We start from the raw sequence: 23863 nt of genomic DNA on the forward strand, positions 1-23863 counted from the left end.
GACCTCCGAAATTGATATGCTTTTACTATAAACCCATAAGATCATAAAATTATAACCCTATTTTTTTTATCAGGTTCGTATGAGGATAAATTTGTATTTTTGTATAATAAAGTGTAAATATTACTTGCCAAAAAATCGTATTCAATCTGATTTAAATAGATTTCAGGTATACTTTCATACTTTTTTTTACTTGATAATAGTTTGTCGTTTAATCTATTATATATTTTTCTGTATCTCGATGGGGTAGTAATAATTGGATAAGTAGAAAGATCTTTTATTTTACCCAGCAATTCTTGACCCTTCTTTGTGAAGGCTAAAACCCTTAAATATTGTGGTCCATAATTGTTATATAATTTTACATCTTTCTCTTTTAAATCAAATAGAATCTTTAAAAGCGTCCTTTTCACTCTTGTCAACGTAAACCTTTTCGTCTTAACGTTGTTTACTAATTCTGTAAGATTGGAACTTGTTTTGGAAAATTTTGAATACCTTGTTTCTAATCCTTCTTTTACTCCGTCTATCTGAATGAATTCTTCTCTTTTCATCATTCGCAACTTAGCTAAAACTATGTCTCGCATATCTTCAAATATTATTGGGGCTTTACCTTTCTCAATCTCCCTAAGTAGAACTTCATAAGAAAAGGGTGGAACTCCTTGCTTAACTTTGTTCATCTCTTTTTTTTCTATAAGATTTCGTATTGCAGTGGCGCTGGAAATTTCACCGGTGAATTCTTTTTGATTGTATTCCGCCTTTATTCTTTGAATAGTATGTGGAACGATCTTTGAATTATATAATTTTAAGGCATTTAAATACTCCAAACCTAAGATATCGTTTGATTGCTCTAATATGTCTAGTACATTGTGTTCGTAATTTGAAGATTCTAAATGCTCAACTAAAGCAAACTTTCTAGCATTTGGGAAGGATAAACCTTTTTTTAAATTTTTGTTGAGTAACTTCTTAAAATTTTTGGGTTGCTCGTATAAAATGTTCGATATTTTATCTAAAACTTCTAAATTACTAGATTCACTTCCAAAAACTATATCTGTAACAACATTGGTTCTCTCTAATACGCCTATGGCTCCTGTTGCGAATCCACTTGCATCTTGTATACAATAGACAAATGGTAATTCCAAGACAACGTCTACTCCCATATTAACAGCAATTTCGGCTCGAGAAAACTTATCCAAGATTGCAGGTTCTCCTCTTTGGACAAAATTCCCACTCATTACAGCGATTGTGTAATCAGGGTTAATTAAAGTTTTAGCTTCTTTCAAATGATGGAGGTGCCCGTTATGAAAAGGATTGTATTCAACAACTATACCTAAAACTTTCAAAATTGATCTCCTTTTTAAAAAATAGCCTTTTATATTTATTATACCATATTTGTATACGTCATTTGCAGAGCAAATGAGGTTTTGGGTGCTGTTCAAAAGCATTACGAATAAAGTTTTTTGCAGAAAGCAGCAAAAAAATTAATTAAGTATTTAATGAATTATAATCTAAATATGTTAAAATTATAAAAAATAATCCAACCGATATAATTAAAAAAGGAGTCATAGAAACTAATGAATATTTTACTTTCAAATGACGATGGAATAATGTCTCCAGGTATTATTACTTTAAAAACTTATCTGCAAGAAAAGCATAATGTTTACGTTGTCGCCCCCGATATAGAACGAAGTGCAACTGGACATGGAATTACAGTCAGAAACCCTCTTTGGGCTAAAAAAGTTAAGTTTGGAGATACTTTTTTTGGTCATGCAGTGAATGGAACACCTGCTGACTGTGTTAAAATAGGATTAGATGCAATATATAAAGATATACATTTCGACTTTGTAATCTCCGGTATAAACAGGGGAGCGAATCTGGGAACGGATGTCCTTTATTCTGGTACCGTGTCTGCAGCATTAGAAGGTGCTGTTGGTGGTTATCCTTCTATCGCTGTTTCCTGTGTTGACTTTTCTAATCCTAACTTCGAAGATGGGGCAAAGGTTGTTTTGAATATCTTGGAAAAATTAGATTTGAACAATTGGCCTGAATTTACTACATTAAACATTAACATCCCAAGAATTCCGTATGATGAAATGAAAGGTTTAAAAATTACCAAGCAAAGCAGAAGAAGATACCAAGATTACTTTGAAGAAAGAAAAGATCCTTTTGGAAATTCTTATTATTGGATGTTGGGAAATATCATAGAAGATGATAACGATGATAATTCAGATTATAATGTAATAAAACAAGGTTATGTTTCTGTAACCCCACTGAGTGTTTTCATGACAAAGTATGATTTTATAGATGAATTAAAATCACGGTTGGAGGTTTAAAGAGATGGAAATTCGACTCATTGGAGACCCTGTTTTAAGAAAAAGGGCGAAAAAAGTGGAAAAAATCGATGAAAACTTAAAAAATGTCATTGATGAAATGTTTTCGACAATGTATCTATACGACGGAGTAGGTTTAGCCGCACCTCAAGTGGGAATATCGTTGAGGTTTTTTATTATGGATTCTAGAGAAAACGAAGGAGACAGCCTCACGGCAAATAACGAAAAGGGCAAAAAAGTTGTTATTAACCCCGAAATAATAGAGTTCTTGGGAAAAGAGGTTAGCTTTGAAGAAGGGTGTTTAAGCATTCCTGATATATTTGAAGATGTAGTAAGAGCAGAAGGTGTGAAGGTTCGTTACCAGGATTTAAGCGGAAAAGTTATTGAGGAAGATCTTCACGGATATCAGGCAAGAATATTCCAACATGAAACAGATCATCTTGATGGGATTTTATTCACCGACAAATTACCCCTTGTAAAGAAAGCCAGGTTAAAAAAAGAATTAAACAAACTGATAGAAAAGGGGAAAAATCGCTCATTAGAGTTAGAGGATAAGGTTAAATTATGACAACTAACAACGATTTTAAAATTGTTTTCATGGGTACCCCTGATTTTGGAGCTGAAGTTTTAGAAGAATTAATAAATCACAATTTTAATGTTGTCGGAGTATTTTCCCAACCTGACAGACCTAGAGGGCGCGGAAAAAAACTTCAACCAACTCCAGCTAAGGAAATTGCCCTCAAATACAATATTCCCATATTTCAACCAAAAAGTGTTAATAAAGGAGAAGGCTTTGACTTTTTGAAAGAGTTGAATCCTGATATTATTATTACGGCTGCTTTTGGAAAAATATTGAGAAAAAACGTTTTAAAACTACCACAAAAAGGATGTTGGAACGTTCATGCATCTCTGTTGCCAAAATATAGGGGAGCTGCTCCTATTCAAAGAGCTATAGAAAACGGAGAAAAAGAAACAGGAATCAGTATTTTCAAGATGGTAGAAGCTCTGGACGCAGGAGATATTGCCATTCAAAAAAGTATACCCATTGAAATAAACGACAATTATGGCGTAGTTTATGAAAAATTATTAGCTCTTGCCAAAGAAACTGTGTTGGAGTTTTTAAATTCATTCGATCGGTTAATTTTGAAACCACAAAATGAAGAAGAAGCCTCATATGCAGAAAAAATTACAAAAGAAGACCTAATTGTAGATTTTGATAATGATACTCTAAAGGTTCATAACAAAATTAGAGCTTACGATCCCTACCCTGGAGTAAGAAGCATATACGAAAAAGAAGAGGTAAAGATGTTTGGCTCGGAATTTTCTGTTGATTTGACGACAATTGAAAATAAAGAAGAGCCAGGAACAATAATTGATATTGAAAAAGATGGCATAATTGTAAAATGTAGAAATGGGGCTGTAAAAGTGAAAGAGATACAATTCCCAGGTAAAAAAAAGATAACCACAATAGATGCCATCAATGGCAAAAAACTAAAATTACTTGGGCAGTTTAGACCTTATTAAAGAATAGCTTTTCAACGTTGCTTTTTATTATCTCTTTCAAAGTTTCAATATCAATCCCTTTTATTTCTGATATTTTCTCATAAATATACTTTACGTAGGTTGGTTTGTTCCTTTTTCCTCTAAAAGGTACAGGAGGTAAAAAAGGGGAATCTGTTTCAGGCAAAATTCTTTCAACAGGTGTTTTTTCAACCACTTCCCTCAATTTATTATTTTTTGGATAAGTAATTGGACCATCAAACCCTATATATAAGCCCAAATCCAAAAATTTCTGAGCCTTTTCCCAATCACTTGAAAAGCAATGAACCACACCTTTATACTCAGATAATCCTTTTTTTTGTAAAAAATTGTATGCCTCATCATACGCATCTCTAATATGAAAAACTACTGGTAAGCCTACCTCTTTAGCAATATCTAATTGGGTATCCAAACTTTTATACTGGTCCTGTTTATTAGTTTCCCAATGAAAATCCAATCCGATTTCTCCAATTGCAACTATCTTAGGTTTTCTTGATAGTTCTTTTATTTCATCTAAATCCGTTTCCTTTAAACCTTCGCTTTCGGTGGGATGTATCCCAACAGTTCCGAATATTTTTTCTTTATTTTTTACGAAATCAACTACATTTTTAGAAGTCTCTACGTTTATACCTATTTCGATCAACAGATCCAACTCTTCATTAACTTTTTTCATTATCTCTTGTCTATCCTCATCAAACTGTTTGAGTAACAAGTGGCAATGAGTATCAATAAAATTCAATTTATTTACTCCCTTCTCAAATAGAATACACTATCTTCTAAAATTATACAGATTGAGACCAACTTCTGAATCAAATTTTCTATCTACAGTGCCATCTATACTTTCAACGATTATTTCTGCGGTTCCACTAACTATTGCAGAATTCAAATGCCCACCATATGAACGAAGATCAGAATCTGAGATAATCACATGTAAGTGCAAATAAGTCTCTCCATTCATAGTAGATATATTTCCTGTGAGATTCAATATTTCAAAGTCTCCTTTAAACTCTTTTGAATAGTATTTCTTCTCATGGGTATTGAACAAACCAATAGTTATAGCGTTCGTTGAACCTAAACCATATACAGTGCCTAATTTTATTGAATTTTTTGTACAAAAGTCTTTCAAAGTTGAAAATATTTCTTCTCCCTTATCTAATCTAACTATGTATTTACTACCAAATTTAGCATAATCCATTCGATACTCCCCCCTCCAATTAGATTAATGAAAATCATACCACACATTTGTTATGATGGCTTTAAGCAAAAGAAAAACATTATAAGGGTGCTTTATTAATTTATAATTAATGATTTTTATGATAAAATATAAAAGAACGTTTAAAATTCTCTCAGGCTACGGAGCGAAGGGGTAACAGGATCCCTTCCTTAATGGACGTGGAACGGGTTGAAAGGGTGAGAAAATCACTTCCCTAGATGGGTGGGAGCATTTGCCGCAGTGTGCAAAAAATGTTTTTAAATGATTTTGACCTTGATTTGGGGTTTTTAAGGGGAACCCCCTTAATGGCCATGGGTGGGCTGCGGGGCGAAGGGGCGCAAACGTAGATAGAATAAATATTTTAGAAACTAACTAATTTTTAAAAATAAGTTTTTGCTTCTAAAAAGGTTACAGTTTGGAAAGGAGAAGAAGATGAAAAAAGCTTTTGTTTTTGATTTGGATGGTACTCTTTTAAATTCTGAGGTAAGAATTTCACCAAAAACATATCAAGCTCTAAAAAAGTTGAAAGAAGAAGGCCATCTTATTGTAATAGCAAGTGGAAGAATGTATGCATCGACTATGTACGTTGTTGAAAACTTTCTACCGTTTTTGAAAGGGAACGTGATTATTTCCTCCTACAACGGCGGATACATAGTCGACCTCAATGGAAAAGTAGTCTTTGAAAAAGGTGTTTCAAAGGAAAGTGCTGTCAAATGTATAAAATTCCTTAGAGACCTTAAGATCCACAGACATATCTATATAAACGATAAACTTATTTCAGAAATAGACGATAAAGAGATTAGAGATTACTCTAAACATTCATTTGTTGATTACGTGCTAGTAGATGACTTAATATCTGAAATAGAAAATTCATCTCACCCAACATTAAAAATATTAGCAATTGGAGAGCCTGATAAAATAAACCTCGTTAAAAAATTGGCGGAAAAAGAGTTTCAAGGAGAGTTTAACCTCATGAAATCTTGGGATACTTATTTGGATTTTATTCCTTATGATGTCTCCAAAGGAAATAGCTTGAAGATAATTTCAAAAATGTACAACTTAGATCCCAACACTCTATACGTTTTTGGTGATTCCGAAAACGATATAGACATGCTTGAATTAACAAAAAACAGTTTTGCCATGGGAAACGCTAAAGAAGATGTAAAAAAAGTAGCAAATTATTTGATACCAAGTAACGATGAGGACGGTGTGGCATATGCCATTGAAAAGATACTGGCTGACGATATCGACAATGTTAATATTTAGCTTTACTTTTGGAAGTATATACGATATAATACAAGAGGATAATCATATAGTTGGAAAATTTTTTCATACGTTAAAAGATATTGAAATTGCTGAAATAGACCCAAATTACATGGTGGGGTATTTTTTGGATTTACATGAAATAGATTCCGAACTTTGTTATTTGGCGTTAGGTTCAGTTAGAAACTTTTCTTTAATTCAGGATTTTTCAAGAGAATTAGGTTATTACCTTAAAAACTTGGGAATAGATTTTGTTGTATTCGGTAATTTAATGGTTTTGGAAAAAGATGCGGATGATCCTTTAAAGTATATTGGAAATTCCCCTTATTTGATATCTGAAATCATTTACCGAATGATAAGAGGATTAGAAACAAGTGGTGTTACCCCTGTAATCATTGTAACATCTAAAGACGATAGAAACGCAACTCAATCCTTACTTCAAAAAGGCGGATCATTTTACACTTATTCAGATCAAATAAAAAATGTGGACCTCTTTTTTGATGGTAATAATCTTTACCTTCAGAAAAACAATCTATTTTCCCTTCCATGGAATTACGGGAAAGGTACTCTTGAAGAGACTATTCAAGAAATTTTTAGCAATAGCATTATTTTAACGGGATGGCGTGATGAAGGCGAAAATTTATTATATAGAAAAATAAATACTACAGATATAAAATCAGTAACCTATTTTTCTAAATCAGTGGAGGAAAATGCAAAGAAGGTCTTTTCTGGCGAATTACTACCTACCGGAAATAAAAATTGGTAAACGTTCTTTCATTATTTCTTAGGGGGGCTAAAATTGAAAAGTATTGGTTTAGATACATCTGGAAAAATGATCGTAAAAGGACCTCAAAAGGCAAGAGGCATATTGACTGTTTCTGGTTCGAAAAACGCTGTGCTACCAATTATGGGAGCATCCTTACTCACTGATGATGACATTGAGTTAAGAAATGTCCCTGATTTAGCCGACGTTAGAACAATGATCGAAATACTTGAAAGTGCAGGGAAAGTAATAGAACGTTTTGATGATCAACTTATAATTAAAAGCTCCGGAACTATCAATTCTGAGATTCCATATGAACCCGTAAGAAAAATGAGGGCTTCTTTCAACGTTTATGGTCCATTAACCCTTAGAAATGGTTATGCGAAAGTTGCCCTTCCAGGCGGATGTTCTATCGGTGCAAGGCCTGTGGACTTTCATTTAGAGGGTTTAAAGAAGTTGGGAATAGAAAGTACGATCGAACACGGTTTCGTAACCAGTAAATTGAACAATCCCAATAGCCTAATAAATATATCTTTACCTTTTCCAAGTGTTGGAGCCACAGAACATGTCTTAACCACTGCTTGCTTGTTGGAAGGTGTAAAAACGACTATAACTAATTGTGCCATCGAACCAGAGGTAACAGATTTAGTTAACTTTTTAAACAAAATGGGAGCTAAGATAACGGGTGGGGGAACTTCAATATTGAAAATCGTAGGGGTAAAAAAATTATCAGGTGTAAAATACACTATAATCCCTGACAGAATTGAAGCTGGCACCTATATTATACTAGGTAAACTCATTGGCAAAGAACTAACCATAAAAAATGTATCAGCTGAGCATCTAGATAGTTTATTCTCAATATTTGAAAATATAGGAAGCCCAGTGGATTACGATGAGAAAAAAAGAGAAGTAAAAGTAGAAGAAACTTCTATGGATACATTGAACAGTATCAGCATGGAAACATCCCCTTTCCCAGGATTCCCAACAGATTTACAACCTCAAATCACAACATTTTTATCTTTGGTCCCAGGAAGATCTACAATAACTGAATCTGTATTTAAAAGTAGATTTTATCACATCGATGAGTTGAACAGAATGGGAGCAAAGATCAGGGTAGAAGACAATACAGCAATTATAGAAGGGGTAAACAAACTATCAGGGGCACCTGTAGAGGCCACAGATCTAAGGGCCGCTGCAGCGTTACTTATAGCGGGACTCGTTGCAGAAGGAGAAACAATCATCTCAAACGTGGATCATATTTTCAGAGGATACGAAAACATACACGAAAAATTAGAACAAGTGGGTATAGACTTAATTTACGAAAAATAGATTTCTTTCTTATAACTTCAAAAAAGCTGGCTTTAAAAAGCCAGCTTTTTGATTTATGGGTCATCTTAGAATTTAAATTGGGCTTTGAGATATAGATACCAATGTAAGTCTGCTAAGGTATCTGCTCCGTTTACATTACCATAAACGTCCAGAGTTTCGTTACCAAGGTGGGCTCCTGCAGAGATGTAGTCGTTGATAGCATAAGAAACGTTAGCTATATACGCTATTGGATTTTCTTCTGGTTCTCCATCTTCGAAGAAATAGTAAACATCGGCAGCTAAGGTTACAGGAACTTCAGCCACACCGTAGGTTAAATATCCATGAGGTGTAATAGATAATGTGCTTGCAAAGTCAGTTAAGTCAGCAACTTCGACGGGAACTTCTACTCCTACAACACTTAGATCGGAAATAGCGTATTCAACGGTTGGAGTAAGAGCTAAGGAATATACGGGAGTTGCATCTAATAAATTTATTGTTAATTTATCAGTTAAATCTACTGTCAACGGGGCCGCAAGATAGCTTACATCTACTCCTGCTGTAACTTCTTGTTTATCGGCAACGAAAAGACCGGCTCCACCTTCTTCTGCATAAACTGTTTCTAGGTTATTCTGCCATGTGAAACCAACGTGAGGTGTAACTGTTACAGGGTCCATTTCTAATGGGTATTCATAAGCTAAATCTACTCTGTAAGCACTTGTGGAGTCATCAGTTGTGTCATCTCCAAAATTCAGTAAGCCAAAAACTAAATCAGCGCTTAAACTTCCTGGGACTGGTACTTCTGTAACTTTTCCTTCAAGGGTAACTCTGTTGTTGGTAGCATCTTCAAATTTATAAGCACCAGCAACAAGTCCTTTTACTCCACTTACGTCGAGATCGTAACTAGCACCTAAAATCCAATTTCCAGGAATTGCGAAGTCTCCTGTAGCGTGCGGAGTAACTTCTCCAGCTAACCTATCAGCTAATACTAAGTTGACTCCGTAATCCTTCAAACCGAGTTTTAAAGAACCTACAGCATTAGTGTATCCACTCAAAGTGTAGTTACTTAAAGCTATAACGTTTGGTTCGAATCTTAACAACCATGCTTCTTCTTCATATTGAACGTATCTCAAACTTAATCCTGGTTCAACAACAACACTTGTTAAAACATCTGTAGTGGCTGAATCAGTGTCATAAACTGGAGTTGATTCGGTAGTTACAGTCACCGGTGAAAATGTAAAACCTGCTGTTAAAGTTGCCGGAAGCTCCGTAGTAAAACTAACATTGATACTCAAATCCGATGTCAACACCTTCTCAATATCCAACGCACTTTCATCCATCTTGAATTCAAAACCTGCTGTTCCACTAACATCATATACTGGCTCTAATGCAAAAAGTGCTAGTGACGCAAAAACTACCAACAAAGACAATAAAACTTTTTTCATACAAAAACCCCCTTCTACTTGTGATTTAATTTTTTAGAAAATCCTTATTATTATAGCAAACATCCACACTACTTGTCAATATAAATCTAACATTTTATAGCATTTATTGAGGCATGAATATTCCAACGACACCTAAAATTACTCCCAAACCAGCTACTAACCATAACATTGTTTTATCTTGCGCCTTTGCTATTTCTGCGTTATGAGCTTCAACTACTTGACTTAACTCTGTTATTTTTGCTTCATTAGAAGCGGCTTTTTTTGAAAGATCTGGTAAAGCCTTAACAAACATCTGATTTATTTCAGCTGTCCTTTTTACATCTGCCAAATCTTGAGATAAAGATGCGATTTGTTTTTCGTTTGTAGATACCCTGTTGGTTAATCCATCAATCTTATCGTAAGTATCGTATTTGAGATTCAAATGTTGCTTTGCCATACTTGTTTTGAATTCTTCGAGTGAAGCTATTTGCTCTTCGAGTGAAGCCACTTTTAGTGAGAGTGTAGGTAATGCTTTAACAAACATTTGATTTTGTTCTGCTAAACTCTTTGTTTCTTTCACAGTTACCTCTAACTGACTAACTGTTGCCTTTAAACCAGCTACATCTTGGCTTACCGCTAAAAGATCGGTCTCTAAAGCATCTCCCATGTTTTTGGCTCTGTAGGCTGTCTTTTTAACATCTTGATATGTCGCCTGCAAATCAGATAAAAGATCATCCGCTTGCAACTGGTCATTCAAGGAATTAAACTGACTTTCAACGTTATTTACTTTCTTTGAGAGGTCTCCTACTTTAGCTTCCAAATAGGATAAATCTCTCGTCTTAGCGATTTCAGGAGAATTCTCTAAATAAGTTACCAACCTCGACATCCAAACTGCGGCATCAGACCTTGTTAAAGGTTCATAACCTCTAAAGGTTGGTTCATCTACAGGAATTACGCCTTTTTCAACTAGCTTCATAACGTAATCATACGCCCAATGATCTAATCCTACATCAGTGAAGCCAAGTGAAAAGGCAGAAACCACAAATACCATTACTACAAAAAAAGCAAGCGTTTTCTTCATTCTTCCTTACCCCCTTTTATGATTTTGATTTGGTAAAAAAATTCTTCCTTCAAAAACCCGTCACTATATTATACTATATTTAAACAAATTTTGCAAAATCTATTTTACCTTTTTTATTTTAAAATAACTCTTTTTCCCAACTCGTAATATAGCTCCATCATCACAATCAACGATCTGTTTGAAATCATTTATTTTTTCGTCGTTTATTCTAATAGCCCCTTGAATTATAGCCCTCTTTATTTCACTGTTACTATCATAAACCTTGGTCTTTGAAACTATATCTAAAATCGTTTCTCCACTTTTAATTTGAATCTCTGGCAAATCTTCTGGCATTTCTCTTTTTTGAAAGATCGAGACAAAGTTTTGCTTGGCCTTTTCTGCTTCATCCTTATTATACAAAATAGTAACTATTTCTTCTGCTAAAATCATTTTAATATCTCTAGGGTTCACTTCTCCGCTTTTGATTTGGTCCTCCATATTTTTTATTTTATCCTTTGGAATATCTGTTAAATATTTCATATACTTAATAATAAGATGATCAGGAATAGACATAACTTTACCGAAAATATCTTTTGAAGAATCGTTAAAAGCTATATAATTGTCATAACTTTTACTCATCTTTAAGTATCCATCTGTCCCCTCAATTAATGGCATAGTAAGCACAACTTGAGGTGATTGGTCAAACTCTTCTTGAAGCTTTCTTCCAACCAAAAGATTGAAAAGTTGGTCTGTACCTCCAAGTTCCACATCGGCTTCGATAACAACAGAATCATACGCCTGGGCTAAAGGATACAAAAATTCAGATATACTTATAGGCTGATTTTCTTTTAACCTTTTACTGAAATCATCTCTTTCAAGCATTCTTGCAACTGTGTATCTTGATGATAGATTAATTATATCCGCAAAAGATAATTTAGAGAGCCACTCACTATTAAATTTTACCACGGTTTTATCGGGTTGGAGTATTCTAAAAGCTTGTTCAACGTATGTCTTAGAGTTTTCTCGTACTTCATTTTCAGAAAGCAGAGGCCTAGTTTTTGATCTTCCAGACGGATCTCCTATTCTTGCGGTGAAATCCCCTATTATTAAGTAAACGATATGACCTAACTCTTGAAACTGTTTTAATTTTCTTAATACAACAGCATGCCCTAAATGAAGATCAGGCCTAGAAGGATCCACCCCTAATTTAACTTTTAATTGACTTTTATTTTTTAATTTGATCAGAAAATCTTCTGGTGTAATAAGATCGACGGAATCTTCTTGTACAATTCTAAGTTGGTCTTCAGGGCTCAAATGTTGGATCCTCCTTTAAGCTATTATCCATGTTACCAAAAAACAGTTGATCATAAAGAGTATACCAAAAGTTAGAGCAATTTTGGAACTTTTATCTAACCCTTTCTCTCGACCAAAATTGGTAGCCGAACCTCCGGCACCAAACGCTCCACCTATTTCACTATTTTTCTGCATTCTTTGCAGTGCAAAGTAGATTACTCCCAAGGCTAAAATGATATGAATAATTATCAGCAAGACACCTAGAAACCCCATAAATTTCCTCCTCTTTAAAATATTGATTATCAATAAAAATTTATAATTCTTTTTTTATTATATCATACGAAATAACGTTATGCAAACCTTTTTTAAATTTCTAAAAATAGAGAAAAATGGAGTTTTCTCCACTTAATCGATAATAATTCCCTATAATCTTCTGTAATCAAGAATAATTTGATTAGCTTTTTTAAATGCAAAGAGGTAAAATAAGACTGAGTAAAAAAAGGAAACGGTTCCTTATGGGTAGAGAGTGGGGGAAAGAGGTAAGAACTCCTTTATCCTTATGGGTAGAGAGTGGGGCAAAGGGGCGCTGTATATAAGTTTTAGAACTTCCCAAGACAATAAACTTTGAGGTGAGTATTGTGAAAGAAAAAAAGAAAAATCCAAATCCTACTATTAAAGATGTTGCACGGCTCGCCAACGTTGGAATAGCAACAGTTTCAAGGGTGTTAAATAATTCCGAAAAAGTAAGTGAAAAGACCAGAGAAAAAGTTCTAGAAATCATTGAAGAGTTGGGTTATTCTCCCAATATTAATGCGAGAACATTATCTTCAAAAAATATAAATTCCCTTTCTTTTGTGACACCTGACATGGGAAACGAATTTTATGGGATCATGTATTCTTTACTTGAAAAGAAGATTTCTCGTAACAATTATAGGTTGATTGTTTTTCCCCTTATAGATCAGATATCGCTGGAAAAGATCAAGCAAAATACCGATTTAATTTATCAAACTGACGGAGTGTTCATCTCTTCTCTTTCCGTCTCAAGTATTTTTCAGAACAGGATTCCCCCTAAAAAGATAATATTGATCGATTCATATGATGAAAGATTTGATTCTGTCTATGTTGATAATTATCAAGTCGGGAAAACCGCTGCTGAGTACCTTATAAGTAATTCGCCGTCAAATAGCACTTTTTACTTGGTTACTTTTAAGGAACTCAACAATGAATTTACCTCTTTCGTTTTCAAAAAAAGAGATGAAGGTTTTTTACAGGTTATGGAAGAGAACAATAAAAAGGTAAAGATAATATACAGCGATTTATTGTGGGACGGAGGGTATAAAGCGATTGGTAATGTTTTAAAAAGACGTCCTAAAAAATATTCCTCCATATTTGCAACATGTGACATGATTGGAATAGGCATCAAAAAGTACTTGGAAGAAAAGAATATGCATCCAAAAAAAGATTATTCATTGATAGCTGTTGATAATCTACCTATTAGTAGACTATTTCAATTAACAACGATTAGACAACCGATTATTGAAATGGTCGAAATTGCATATGAAATGTTCATCTCTTCTATGGAAGGAAGAGAAAAAGTTGAACATCATAAATTAGAAGGAAAAGTAGTAGAAAGACAAACATAGAAGATGTAATTATTTTTTTTTTTATTATGGAAACCTTTTCACTTAATTACAACTTAAAAAGGAGGTAGGTACTTATGAAGAAAGTAGGTTACTTTTTGTTAGTATTTTTCTTAATTTCCATTTTGTTAGGCTGTTCTGCACAAACAGATCAAGCCAACCAAACTCAAACTTTGCCTGAAGAGGTTGGAAGTACAAATCCTAATGATTTTGTAAGCCTTTCTGAAGGCAAAACTGCCGATGATTTTGATGCACAAACCGTTTTGATCGTACACTATTACAGACCTGATGGGGATTATGAACCTTGGAATCTTTGGATTTGGCCAAGTAAACCCGTCTCAAAAGAAGGAGCAAGATATTTATTCGATGGCGAAGACAGCTTCGGCAAGTATGCAATCATCAAATTTGATGAAAAGCATGAGGAACTGGGTTTTATTGTAAGAACAGATAACTGGGATAAAGATATTTCAGTGGATAGATTCGTGAGTATACCTGAAAGTGGTGTTGCTGAAATATGGGTCTTATCAGGCGTAGAAAATTACTATACCGATCCAGAAAACCTTGACCTAAGTCCTCGAGTGAACGCAGCTATTATGGATTCATTCGATGAGATAATGGTGAATCTAACTGTGCCCTTTGATACAAAAGAGTGGAAAGGTAAAGTTAATTTTTATGAGGTGGAAGATTCTGATCCCGTTGCTTTAGATGTATCAGATGTTTATAAAACTGATCCTACCGATATTTCCGTCACCACAAATATTACCATAAAACTTGCTAATCCTATATCTTCCCAGGATGTGGATAAATTGTATAAAGTAGATATAGAAGGATATGTATCAGAAAATTATGTAATTATGAGAAATATTTTAGATGATGAAGTTTTTCATTACTACGGAAACGATTTAGGAGCGGTGTATTCCCCAGATAAGACAGATTTTAAAGTTTGGTCCCCCGTTTCCTCAAAGGCAACGGTACTACTTTTTGATAATTATTTGGATGAAAAACCTTATAAAGTAGTTCCCATGGAAAAAAACGATAACGGAGTTTGGCAAGCTACTGTGAACGGTGATTTAAAGAGGAAGTATTATCTATATGAGTTTGTATCATACGGAGAAACAAGAAGAACTATAGATATTTATTCCGCGGCTCTTGCCGTCAATTCTACCAAGTCTACGATTGTTGATTTGAAAGATACCGATCCCGTAGGTTGGGATAAAGATGTGAGGCCTACTCTCAACAACATAGAAGATTCAATTGTTTATGAAATTCACGTAAAGGATTTTACGATAGACGAAAGCTCAGGAATTCCAGAAGAATACAGGGGTAAATATCTTGGGTTGACTATAGACAATACCCAGTCCCCAAGCGGTGTGAAGACGGGGTTATCCCATCTAAAGGAACTTGGAGTTACTCATGTTCACATTATGCCTATTCAAGATGCTGGTTCTTTAGATGAAACTAAATTCGATCAGCAATACGGTTGGGGATACGATCCCTTGGTATACAATGTCCCCGAAGGTATTTATTCGACAGATCCGTATGATCCATTAAAGAGGATAAACGAAGTTAAAACTGTAGTTAAAACTTTTCACGAAAACGGTATAAGGGTTGTGATGGATGTTGTGTACAACCATACATACCAAGTTGGGAAGCATTCACCTTTCGATCAAACCGTTCCTTACTTCTATTATCGTACTGATCAATCAGGGAAATATACAAATGGATCGGGATGTGGAAACGAAATAGCCACGGAAAGGTTTATGGTTAGAAAGTACATATTAGATAGTTTAAAGTATTGGGTCGATGAGTACCATGTAGACGGATTCAGATTCGATTTATTAGGTTTATTTGACAAAGAAACGGTAAAAACAATATCAGAAGAATTACACGCTATACTACCAGACTTACTTTTATATGGGGAACCGTGGACTGGCGGAGGTCCAATAACGTTTGGTAAAGGGGACCAAAAAGGTTTAGAAGTGGCAGTATTCAACGATGACGTCAGAAACGCTATTAGGGGAAGCGTATTTGAACCTGAGGCCAAAGGTTTTGGCTTAGGTGCTCCAGGTCAACAAACGAGGATAAAAAGAGGCGCTGTTGGATCTATTGAATACGACAATACAATAAGATCTTGGGCACAAGACCCACAAGAAACAATAAACTACGTTTCCAACCATGATAACCATACTTTATGGGATAAAAATGCCCTTGCCCTCGGTGTAAAACCATGGGAAGAAGAGATAGACCCACTAACTTTAGAAACCTTAAAAGCCTCTCAAAAATTTTCTAACGCAATGATTTTAACCATGCAAGGCATAACCTTCTTACACGGAGGCGTTGATTTTGCAAGGACTAAGAACGGTAACGATAATTCATACAACGTTTTAGAACCAAACGTATACGATTGGAACAGGAAAAGCGAGTTTTACGATATATTTGAGTATTACCAAGGATTGATAGAACTGAGAAAAGCTCATCCCGCCTTTAGAATGACAAATAGTGAAGATATAATAAATCACATAGAATTTTTTGAACTACCAAAAGAATATAGAAAAACCGTTGCTTTTATCATAAAAGATAATGCGAACAACGATCCGTGGAAGAATATAGTAGTTGTTTACAACGCAGAACCAGAATCTTCAGTTCAAATCACTTTACCTGAAGGGGAATGGAACTTAGTTGTAAATGAAGATACAGCAGGTACAGTAACATTGGATGTTGTAGAGGGAGTAATCGAAGTATCACCTTTATCCGTCTACGTTTTATATCAAAATTAATATTCTTTAAAAATTCAAGGGGCGAGTTTCTTCGCCCTTTTTTATTTTTATAAAATGACAAAAGAATCTTGATATAAGATAGAAAACATGTTAAAATATCGATAGATTTATTAATTTTAATTTAATTAAGGGGGGGTGTTCGTGTGGCATCAGGCTTCTTTCAAAAGCAGGTTATGATGAGAAAAGTGCTGTACTCACTCATACCTATATACACATTTGCTTTTTACATGTACGGATGGAGATTGATCTTTTTATCTATATTTGTTTATGGTTTTGGGATTTTGACAGAGTATATTATGGAAAGAAGACAAAAACGTAAAGTTACCGAAGCGGTTCTGGTTAGCTGCACTTTATTCGTCTTATCTCTTCCTCCTGCAACACCCTGGTGGATTGCCAGTATTGGGATTATTTTTGGCGTTTTATTTGCAAAGGAAGTTTATGGAGGTTTTGGGAGGAACGTTTTTAATCCAGCTATTGCTGGTAGGCTTTTTATTTACATCACCTTTCCAAATATAATGACCCAATCATGGCTTCAACCAGGAAATTTTGGGAGAGCTACATCTGATATCTTAACTTCAGCAACCCCTCTTCAAGTTTTAGCTAATGGCGAAAATTTCGGTTTGTTTGAACTATTTTTTGGGCTTAGATCCGGTTCAATGGGAGAGGGTCCTATATTTTTAATACTTATCGCTGCAATTTACCTTATCGCTACAAAAACCGCTAGTTGGAAAATTATGTTATCGACATTTTTGAGTGCTTCTTTGCTGACAATCTTTTTTTCTTTAATGGGCCTACAGAACGCCTTTTATCCTTTAGAATTCTTACTTTCTGGAAGTTTCATGTTTGTTACCGTTTTTATGGCAACAGATCCTGTAACCGCACCAAAAAATGAAACCTCTAAATGGTTTTATGGCATTATAATAGGGGTTACGGCTATATTTATCAGAACTTTTTCTCTTTTCCCAGAAGGTACAAGTTTTGGAGTGTTAATGGGTAACACTTTTGCTGCTTTGTTGGATATAGCTTTTACTAGAAAGAAGGTGAAAGCATGAAAAGGGAAGGTAGAGTTTATACCATAATATTTACATTTATTATTTCTTTTGTATTTGTTTTCGTTCTGGCAGTTGCAAATGAACTAACAAAAGATACTGTAGAAAAAAATCAAGAATTGTTCCAAATTAAAGCCATATTATCTGCAACGGGTATATCTTATCAGAGTGATGAAGAAGCTTTTCAAAAATATAACTCTATAGTTTCAACCTTAAATAATAATGGCTCTGAGATATATACAGCTCAAATAAACCAAGAAAACATCTATGCTACCATCTTCTCAGGAAGTGGACTATGGGGAACGATCACGGGTGTCTTAGCTGTGAACGAAGATGTTTCTAGAATCGTTGGTATTGACTTTATATCTCAAAACGAGACGCCAGGATTAGGCGGAAGGATAGAAGAAGATTGGTTCAAAAGGCAGTTTTCTGGTCTCAAAATTATAGATAGTGAAATAAAAATAGTAACAGGACAAAACGGCGGAGACTACGACTACGAAAACGGACAAGTCGATGCAATAACTGGCGCTACAAGAACTTCTGAGTCTATTGAAAAAATTGTAAATGAAACGATTTCGAATTTGAAAGATATTCTGGGGGTGAGTATTTAATGGCTCAGAAAAATTGGATAGCGATTGCTAAAGATAATTTATGGTATAACAATCCTGTATTCATTCAAATACTCGGAATATGTTCCACACTAGCCGTAACTAATACTCTTATTAACACTTCTATTATGACTCTAGGAGTTGTTTTTGTAACAGGATTATCCGCGTTGACGGTTTCTTTGTTGAAATCTTTTATTCCTAGGAAAGTCAGAATGATAGCCCAAACGTTGATAATATCTTTTTATGTTATAATTGTTGATATCGTTCTACGGGCTTATGTACCTGAAGTTAGTAGAGCGTTGGGACCATACGTAGGTTTGATTATAACTAATTGTATAATAATGGGAAGAACAGAGGCTTTTGCTCAATCTAACCCTCCACTGCTATCCTTGTGGGATGGTTTAACAAGTGGAATTGGTTATATGTATGTTCTTTTGATGGTCGCATTTGTGAGGGAATTATTGGGCTTTGGAACACTTTTTGGATTTCAAATATTACCAAATAATTTTGCAAATTGGACTATAATGGTGATGCCTCCAAGTGCCTTCTTTATGTTAGCTATTTTTATTTGGATACTCAAAGGTTACATGTTTAGAAAGGAGGTTAAAAAATAATGTCCCCTGACGTAGGTTTGATATCTTTATTTTTTGCTTCTATTTTTACAAGCAACATTCTTCTTTCTAATTTTTTAGGAATGTGTTCCTTTATATCGGTTTCAAAGGATTTCACTTCTTCTAATGGGCTGGGCCTTGCAGTAACTTTTGTTATGACTGTAACTACCGCAATTAATTGGCTTGTCTACCATTACTTGTTGATTCCCTTCGGATTAGAGTATCTTAGATATATAGTGTTCATAATAGTTATTGCCGCAATAGTTCAGATATCAGAAATGGTTATAGAGAGAATGTCAACTAATTTGTATATGAGCTTAGGTATTTTTCTTCCTTTAATCACCGTCAATTGCGCTATACTGGGTGTAGCTCTCTTTATGCAGATTAGAAATTATAATTTTCTTCAATCGGTTATATTTGGACTAGGTTCAGGGCTAGGTTGGTGGTTAGCAATAGTATCTCTAGCAGCGATAAGAAAAAAGGTTGATAAATCTCCTGTACCAGGACCTTTAAAAGGACCTGGAATTACTTTAATCACGATTGGACTTATGGCGATGGCTTTCATGGGATTTTCCGGTATGTTAAACGTACAGTGAGGTGATTGATGTGAATGCAATTTTAGCCGCTTCATTTTTAATAGGTGGATTAAGTGCAGTTTTAGCTACTATGATTGTGGTTGTTGATAGCGTAGTTAACAATTATGGAGAGGTTAAGATTGATATCAACAACGGGAAAAAGGAGTTAAAGGTAAATGGAGGTGCTCCACTACTTACCACTCTTTCCGAGCAAGGCATCTTTATCCCTTCAGCATGTGGCGGTAGAGGAAGTTGTGGGGCATGTAAGGTGAAAGTTTTATCAGATATAGGGCCAATTTTACCCACTGAAGCACCCCTTTTAGACGAAGTAGAAATGAAACAAAATATAAGACTATCTTGTCAAGTGAAAGTAAAATCTGACATAGCAATAGAAATACCTGAAGAACTATTTTCCGCAAAAATTTTCAAGGGTGTGGTTGAAAAAACAAATGATTTGACTTATGATATAAAAGGAGTTAAAATTAAACTTGTCGAACCCAATGAAATTGAGTTTAAATCTGGGCAGTATATGCAATTGGTTATACCTCCCTACGAGAAAATAAACGAATATACTCAAAGGGCATATTCCATAGCATCATCTCCAAGCCAAAAAGAATCTTTAGAATTTTTTATCAGGCTTGTCCCAGGCGGGATTGCAACAACTTATGTTCATAATTATCTAAAAGAAAATGATCAAATGGAATTAGTCGGTCCTTTTGGCGAATTTTATATGAGAGATACGGATGCAGATATGATATGTGTTGCAGGAGGTTCGGGATTAGCTCCAATAAAATCTATCGTTGCAGATATGTTCGAAAGGGGGATAACCAACAGAAATGTATGGTTGTTTTTCGGGGCAAGAAGTTTGAAAGACCTTTACTACATGGATTTCTTTCAAGACATGGAAAAGAAATGGGACAGATTCCACTTTGTTCCTGCTCTTTCCGAACCACAACCTGAGGATAATTGGAATGGTGAAACAGGCCTTATCACAAATGTATTGGGAAAATATTTCAAAGAAAAAATGGATCAAAATACCCAAAAGGAAGGATATTTATGTGGAAGCCCCGGCATGATTAATGCCTGCATTAAAGTAATGACAGAGAACGGCATATCCGAAGATAAAATATATTATGATAAGTTCGCGTAATTAAAAGGAGGTGCTTTTCCTCAATGAAAATGACTGAAGATTTAAAGAAAGCCTATGAAAACATGAAGCCCGGAGTTATAACCGCTGATGGATTTTTAGGTGATGATGAAAGACTTTTGGTTGACATAATTGAAAGTGATGAAGAAAAAATCAGGGCTTTAAATATAAATTTAGAAGACGACCTCAAAAAGATTAGATATCTTTTTGATAAAGGAAAAGAAGCTTTTGAAGAACCTGTAACCGTTGATAATAAATGGCTTATAAAAGTGGACGAAGCTAGAGGGCATCTACCTTGTCCCTTTGAAGACGGTATTTTTAGAAAAGTTAATTTAAGGATTAAAAATTTAGTTAACAAAGAAGAACTTCTTATCACAGAATTATCGCTACACTTAATAGAAAAACATCATTTTTTCCAAGGTAAGGGGTCACCATTCAGGGTAGAACCTGAAAAACTTAAAAAAGTTCTCGGAGAATAAAAAGGAGGAATTAAAGAAACATGCCTATCAATTTAAGAGGAAGAAGCCTTTTAACGTTGAAAGATTTCACGCCCGAAGAAATAAAGTATCTTTTGGAACTTTCAAAAGATCTGAAAGCCAAAAAGAGAATGGGTATTAAGGGGAACTTATTAAAAGGTAAGAACATAGTTTTGTTATTTGAAAAAACATCAACTAGAACAAGATGTGCTTTTGAAGTAGCCGCCTTCGATGAAGGGGCAAACGTTACATTTCTAACTAACAGTCAAATGGGTAAGAAAGAATCAATAGAAGATACCGCCAGAGTTTTAGGAAGATTTTACGATGGTATAGAATTTAGAGGCTTCAAGCAAGAAACGGTGGAAATTCTAGCAAAATATTCAGGTGTTCCTGTGTGGAATGGTCTAACAGATGAAGATCATCCCACCCAAGTTTTGGCAGATTTCTTAACAGTTATGGAAAATTTTGAAAAACCTCTTAATAAGATCAAGTTTGTATACGTTGGAGATGGAAGAAACAATATGGCTAATGCACTTATGATAGGTGCCTCTAAGATGGGGATGGATTTTGTAATAATCTCTCCAAAAGAACTTTTCCCAAATAACGAACTGGTAAGCGAAATGGAAAAGACAGCTAGCGAAAACGGTGGAGAAATAACCATCACAGACAATCTTGATGCTGTTGCTAACTCGGATGTCATCTATACTGATGTCTGGATTTCTATGGGAGAAGAAAGTAAAGTCGAAGAGAGAATCAAATTACTTAAACCATACCAAGTAAATATGGATTTGATAAAAAAGACAAACAATCCTGATGTAATTTTTCTGCATTGTCTGCCTTCTTTTCATGACACAAAAACCGAGATGGGATACGATGTTTACCAGAAATACGGTATTAAAGAAATGGAAGTTACGGACGAAGTGTTCGAAAGTAAGTACTCAAAGGTTTTTGACCAAGCAGAAAATAGAATGCATACCATAAAAGCAGTTATGGTAGCAACGTTGGTAGGTTGATAGGAATGGTTGAAAAACTTGCAATAGTAGCAATTGGAGGAAATGCCTTATCCCAACCAAAAGAATCTCCAACCGCCGAAAATATGCTAAAAAACCTAGAGAACACGGCAAAATGCTTAGTTGAGCTAGTAAAAAAAAATTATAAAATAGTCATAACACACGGAAATGGGCCACAAGTAGGAAATATTCTTGTTCAACAAGATATAGCCAAAGATGTTATTCCTCCTTTTCCCCTGGATGTTAACGGGGCTATGACTCAAGGATATATAGGATACATGATATCCCAAACGTTAAAAAATGTTTTAACAGCAGAAAATATTGAAAAAGAAGTTTCAAGTATCGTTACCCAGGTACTTGTTGATAAAAATGATCCAGCCTTTAAAAATCCTTCAAAACCCATTGGGCCTTTTTATTCCAAAGAAGAGGCAGACGCCCTCATCAAAGAAAAAGGATGGAGTATGGTAGAAGACGCCGGAAGAGGTTGGCGAAGAGTAGTACCTTCTCCAGAACCGTTGGAGATTGTAGAGATAAAAGCTATTAAACAATTGGTAAGGGATAACAATATAACCATAGCAGCAGGTGGTGGAGGTATCCCAGTAATAAAAGAAGGGGATAAACTAAAAGGAGTGGAAGGTGTCATAGACAAAGATAGAGCCTCTGCTTTGTTAGCTATAGAATTGGACGCCGATGAGTTCATAATTCTAACCGCTGTAGAAAAAGTATTCATAAATTTTAACAAGCCCAATCAACAAGCCATATCTTCAATGACTGTAAATCAAGCAATACAATACATGAATGAGGAGCAATTTTCAAAAGGGAGTATGTTGCCAAAGATAGAGGCGTGTACAAATTTTGTTCTCAAGACTGGAAGAGCTGCTTTAATTACAGATTTAACCAAATTGGTTGATGCATTGGAAGGAAAAACGGGAACTTTCATAACAAAATAAGGGGGGATCCCCCTTTTTTGTTAACTAAACCTTTTTGTTCTCATCGCTTGACTTATTCTACTTTCTTTGTTTTTAAGGGACATTTTAGAAGCAACTGAGTTGTACAAAAGTTCCACCATAAATATCTCTCCTATTCTGCTCACAGTGAATTCGCTTTCCTGAGGCATTTCAGCGGAAGTGTATAAAACTAGGTTGACTATTTTTGACATAGGTGAATTAATCCCTGCAGTTATACCTATGGTGAAGGCGCCAGCGTCTTTGGCTACTTGGGCAGATTTGTAAGTATCTCTGATAACCCCAGAATGACTGATAGCAATTACTACGTCATCTTTTTCAAGATTAGAAGCGACTATAACTTGCATATGTGGATCAGAATATGCAGTGGAAGCAAATCCCAAGGCAGCAAACTTTAACGAAGCATCCAAAGCTACGGGAAAAGATCTTCCTACCGCATAGAATAGTAATTTTTTGCTGTTAAGTATCATTTCGGATGCTCGATTAATTTTATCCCTGTCCGCTTGCCTTAGAATATCTGTTAAGGAGTTTACAGTCTTGTTGTAAATCATATCTACAAGATCTTTCGACTCTTTTAATTCAAGTGTAGGGGTACTCAACTCTCTTGCTAGTTCTAACTTAAATTTTTGATATCCCGAGTAGCCAACCTTTTTTAAAACTCTGTATATAGTAGTTTCACTAGTTCCTGCCCAATTGGATAATTCAGTGATGCTGTAGTGTATTACATCTGCGGGCCTTTCGATTATATACTGTGCTACCTGCTTTTCTTTGTCAGTTAAAGAATTGTATATCCCTTTAATCTTGGAAGTTACCAACTTCGTCAC

At 34.9% G+C, this 23863-nt stretch carries 24 protein-coding genes; 16 read left to right on the plus strand and 8 right to left on the minus strand.

Annotated elements, in window-relative coordinates; translation table 11 throughout:
- Positions 1-41 precede the first annotated feature (41 nt).
- Positions 42-1334, minus strand: a complete 1293-nt coding sequence (locus tag AD60_RS00120; RefSeq protein ID WP_103875845.1) for a nucleotidyltransferase — start codon at positions 1332-1334, stop codon at positions 42-44.
- Positions 1335-1565: 231 nt separating this feature from the next.
- Between AD60_RS00120 and surE the strand changes: the two genes are divergently transcribed.
- The 3 genes from surE to fmt are packed head-to-tail and all read left to right on the plus strand — an operon-like array spanning position 1566 to position 3845.
- The gene (gene surE / locus AD60_RS00125; RefSeq protein ID WP_103875846.1) at positions 1566-2324 is read left to right on the plus strand and encodes a 5'/3'-nucleotidase SurE; all 759 of its coding nucleotides are present in this window, start codon (positions 1566-1568) and stop codon (positions 2322-2324) included.
- 4 nt (positions 2325-2328) lie between these two features.
- Positions 2329-2889, plus strand: coding sequence for a peptide deformylase (def, locus tag AD60_RS00130; RefSeq protein ID WP_103875847.1), 561 nt, complete (start codon positions 2329-2331; stop codon positions 2887-2889).
- On the plus strand, positions 2886-3845 hold the full coding sequence (gene fmt / locus AD60_RS00135) for a methionyl-tRNA formyltransferase (protein WP_103875848.1): 960 nt from the start codon (positions 2886-2888) through the stop codon (positions 3843-3845). The genes def and fmt overlap by 4 nt, the downstream gene beginning before the upstream one ends.
- On the opposite strand, the gene AD60_RS00140 is transcribed toward fmt, so the two are convergent.
- Both AD60_RS00140 and AD60_RS00145 read right to left on the minus strand, forming a co-directional pair.
- Positions 3832-4599 (minus strand): TatD family hydrolase, encoded by a 768-nt coding sequence (locus AD60_RS00140; protein ID WP_103875849.1) that lies wholly within the window; start codon positions 4597-4599, stop codon positions 3832-3834. The two genes, fmt and AD60_RS00140, sit on opposite strands and share 14 nt — an antisense overlap.
- Before the next feature lie 30 nt (positions 4600-4629).
- The gene (locus tag AD60_RS00145; RefSeq protein ID WP_103875850.1) at positions 4630-5055 is read right to left on the minus strand and encodes a PPC domain-containing DNA-binding protein; all 426 of its coding nucleotides are present in this window, start codon (positions 5053-5055) and stop codon (positions 4630-4632) included.
- Positions 5056-5505: 450 nt separating this feature from the next.
- On the opposite strand from AD60_RS00145, the gene AD60_RS00150 reads away from it, so the two are divergent.
- From AD60_RS00150 to murA, 3 genes are read left to right on the plus strand one after another with little or no spacing between them, the layout of a single operon-like run.
- The gene (locus AD60_RS00150) at positions 5506-6339 is read left to right on the plus strand and encodes a Cof-type HAD-IIB family hydrolase (protein WP_103875852.1); all 834 of its coding nucleotides are present in this window, start codon (positions 5506-5508) and stop codon (positions 6337-6339) included.
- Positions 6290-7102: a hypothetical protein gene (locus AD60_RS00155; RefSeq protein ID WP_134080008.1), complete on the plus strand. Its 813-nt coding sequence runs from the start codon at positions 6290-6292 to the stop codon at positions 7100-7102. Before AD60_RS00150 ends, AD60_RS00155 begins: the two co-directional genes overlap by 50 nt.
- A 33-nt stretch (positions 7103-7135) precedes the next feature.
- Positions 7136-8428 carry a UDP-N-acetylglucosamine 1-carboxyvinyltransferase gene (murA, locus tag AD60_RS00160; protein WP_103875854.1) on the plus strand — a complete coding sequence of 431 codons (1293 nt, stop codon included), beginning with the start codon at positions 7136-7138 and terminating at the stop codon, positions 8426-8428.
- Positions 8429-8493: 65 nt separating this feature from the next.
- Here the strand turns inward: murA and AD60_RS00165 are convergent, their stop codons facing one another.
- From AD60_RS00165 to secG, 4 genes are all read right to left on the minus strand, one after another.
- Complete coding sequence (locus AD60_RS00165; RefSeq protein WP_103927195.1) at positions 8494-9849, minus strand: hypothetical protein; 1356 nt, start codon at positions 9847-9849, stop codon at positions 8494-8496.
- Positions 9850-9952: 103 nt separating this feature from the next.
- Positions 9953-10909, minus strand: a complete 957-nt coding sequence (locus AD60_RS00170) for an S-layer homology domain-containing protein (RefSeq protein ID WP_103875856.1) — start codon at positions 10907-10909, stop codon at positions 9953-9955.
- Between the two features lie 99 nt (positions 10910-11008).
- Entirely contained in the window at positions 11009-12202 is a 1194-nt protein-coding gene (gene tyrS, locus AD60_RS00175) for a tyrosine--tRNA ligase (protein WP_103875857.1), read from the minus strand.
- Between the two features lie 15 nt (positions 12203-12217).
- Positions 12218-12454 (minus strand): preprotein translocase subunit SecG, encoded by a 237-nt coding sequence (secG, locus tag AD60_RS00180; protein WP_103875858.1) that lies wholly within the window; start codon positions 12452-12454, stop codon positions 12218-12220.
- A 365-nt stretch (positions 12455-12819) separates the two neighbouring features.
- Between secG and AD60_RS00185 the strand changes: the two genes are divergently transcribed.
- The 10 genes from AD60_RS00185 to arcC all read left to right on the plus strand — a co-directional run bounded on the left by AD60_RS00185 (position 12820) and on the right by arcC (position 23024).
- A complete protein-coding gene (locus tag AD60_RS00185) occupies positions 12820-13824 on the plus strand; it encodes a LacI family DNA-binding transcriptional regulator (RefSeq protein ID WP_134080010.1) in 1005 nt (334 codons plus the stop codon).
- A 74-nt stretch (positions 13825-13898) separates the two neighbouring features.
- Positions 13899-16598: a type I pullulanase gene (pulA, locus tag AD60_RS00190; RefSeq protein ID WP_103875860.1), complete on the plus strand. Its 2700-nt coding sequence runs from the start codon at positions 13899-13901 to the stop codon at positions 16596-16598.
- 173 nt (positions 16599-16771) lie between these two features.
- A complete protein-coding gene (locus AD60_RS00195; RefSeq protein ID WP_103875934.1) occupies positions 16772-17650 on the plus strand; it encodes an RnfABCDGE type electron transport complex subunit D in 879 nt (292 codons plus the stop codon).
- Positions 17647-18258 carry an FMN-binding protein gene (locus AD60_RS00200; protein WP_103875861.1) on the plus strand — a complete coding sequence of 204 codons (612 nt, stop codon included), beginning with the start codon at positions 17647-17649 and terminating at the stop codon, positions 18256-18258. Before AD60_RS00195 ends, AD60_RS00200 begins: the two co-directional genes overlap by 4 nt.
- The gene (locus tag AD60_RS00205; protein WP_103875862.1) at positions 18258-18869 is read left to right on the plus strand and encodes an Rnf-Nqr domain containing protein; all 612 of its coding nucleotides are present in this window, start codon (positions 18258-18260) and stop codon (positions 18867-18869) included. Before AD60_RS00200 ends, AD60_RS00205 begins: the two co-directional genes overlap by 1 nt.
- On the plus strand, positions 18869-19462 hold the full coding sequence (locus AD60_RS00210) for an NADH:ubiquinone reductase (Na(+)-transporting) subunit E (protein ID WP_103875863.1): 594 nt from the start codon (positions 18869-18871) through the stop codon (positions 19460-19462). Before AD60_RS00205 ends, AD60_RS00210 begins: the two co-directional genes overlap by 1 nt.
- A 10-nt stretch (positions 19463-19472) precedes the next feature.
- Positions 19473-20591: an NADH:ubiquinone reductase (Na(+)-transporting) subunit F gene (locus AD60_RS00215; protein ID WP_199177791.1), complete on the plus strand. Its 1119-nt coding sequence runs from the start codon at positions 19473-19475 to the stop codon at positions 20589-20591.
- 23 nt (positions 20592-20614) lie between these two features.
- Entirely contained in the window at positions 20615-21067 is a 453-nt protein-coding gene (locus AD60_RS00220) for a hypothetical protein (RefSeq protein WP_103875864.1), read from the plus strand.
- A gap of 20 nt (positions 21068-21087) precedes the next feature.
- Entirely contained in the window at positions 21088-22077 is a 990-nt protein-coding gene (gene argF / locus AD60_RS00225) for an ornithine carbamoyltransferase (RefSeq protein ID WP_103875865.1), read from the plus strand.
- A 5-nt stretch (positions 22078-22082) separates the two neighbouring features.
- A complete protein-coding gene (arcC, locus tag AD60_RS00230; RefSeq protein WP_103875936.1) occupies positions 22083-23024 on the plus strand; it encodes a carbamate kinase in 942 nt (313 codons plus the stop codon).
- A gap of 20 nt (positions 23025-23044) precedes the next feature.
- On the opposite strand, the gene AD60_RS00235 is transcribed toward arcC, so the two are convergent.
- On the minus strand, positions 23045-23854 hold the full coding sequence (locus AD60_RS00235; RefSeq protein ID WP_103875866.1) for a MurR/RpiR family transcriptional regulator: 810 nt from the start codon (positions 23852-23854) through the stop codon (positions 23045-23047).
- Positions 23855-23863 lie beyond the last annotated feature (9 nt).

This window comes from Petrotoga sp. SL27 (assembly GCF_002924605.1).
In the GTDB taxonomy this organism is placed as follows: domain Bacteria; phylum Thermotogota; class Thermotogae; order Petrotogales; family Petrotogaceae; genus Petrotoga; species Petrotoga sibirica.

Bases quoted from the DNA above. Each gene is read 5' to 3' on its own strand.
- fmt (WP_103875848.1), top strand. From the start codon at position 2,886: ATGACAACTAACAACGATTTTAAAATTGTTTTCATGGGTACCCCTGAT.
- AD60_RS00210 (WP_103875863.1), top strand. From the start codon at position 18,869: ATGTCCCCTGACGTAGGTTTGATATCTTTATTTTTTGCTTCTATTTTT.
- AD60_RS00155 (WP_134080008.1), top strand. From the start codon at position 6,290: ATGCCATTGAAAAGATACTGGCTGACGATATCGACAATGTTAATATTT.
- argF (WP_103875865.1), top strand. From the start codon at position 21,088: ATGCCTATCAATTTAAGAGGAAGAAGCCTTTTAACGTTGAAAGATTTC.
- AD60_RS00220 (WP_103875864.1), top strand. From the start codon at position 20,615: ATGAAAATGACTGAAGATTTAAAGAAAGCCTATGAAAACATGAAGCCC.
- AD60_RS00165 (WP_103927195.1), bottom strand. From the start codon at position 9,849: ATGAAAAAAGTTTTATTGTCTTTGTTGGTAGTTTTTGCGTCACTAGCA.
- surE (WP_103875846.1), top strand. From the start codon at position 1,566: ATGAATATTTTACTTTCAAATGACGATGGAATAATGTCTCCAGGTATT.
- AD60_RS00150 (WP_103875852.1), top strand. From the start codon at position 5,506: ATGAAAAAAGCTTTTGTTTTTGATTTGGATGGTACTCTTTTAAATTCT.
- AD60_RS00200 (WP_103875861.1), top strand. From the start codon at position 17,647: ATGAAAAGGGAAGGTAGAGTTTATACCATAATATTTACATTTATTATT.
- AD60_RS00195 (WP_103875934.1), top strand. From the start codon at position 16,772: ATGATGAGAAAAGTGCTGTACTCACTCATACCTATATACACATTTGCT.
- AD60_RS00205 (WP_103875862.1), top strand. From the start codon at position 18,258: ATGGCTCAGAAAAATTGGATAGCGATTGCTAAAGATAATTTATGGTAT.
- def (WP_103875847.1), top strand. From the start codon at position 2,329: ATGGAAATTCGACTCATTGGAGACCCTGTTTTAAGAAAAAGGGCGAAA.
- pulA (WP_103875860.1), top strand. From the start codon at position 13,899: ATGAAGAAAGTAGGTTACTTTTTGTTAGTATTTTTCTTAATTTCCATT.
- arcC (WP_103875936.1), top strand. From the start codon at position 22,083: ATGGTTGAAAAACTTGCAATAGTAGCAATTGGAGGAAATGCCTTATCC.
- AD60_RS00170 (WP_103875856.1), bottom strand. From the start codon at position 10,909: ATGAAGAAAACGCTTGCTTTTTTTGTAGTAATGGTATTTGTGGTTTCT.
- AD60_RS00145 (WP_103875850.1), bottom strand. From the start codon at position 5,055: ATGGATTATGCTAAATTTGGTAGTAAATACATAGTTAGATTAGATAAG.
- secG (WP_103875858.1), bottom strand. From the start codon at position 12,454: ATGGGGTTTCTAGGTGTCTTGCTGATAATTATTCATATCATTTTAGCC.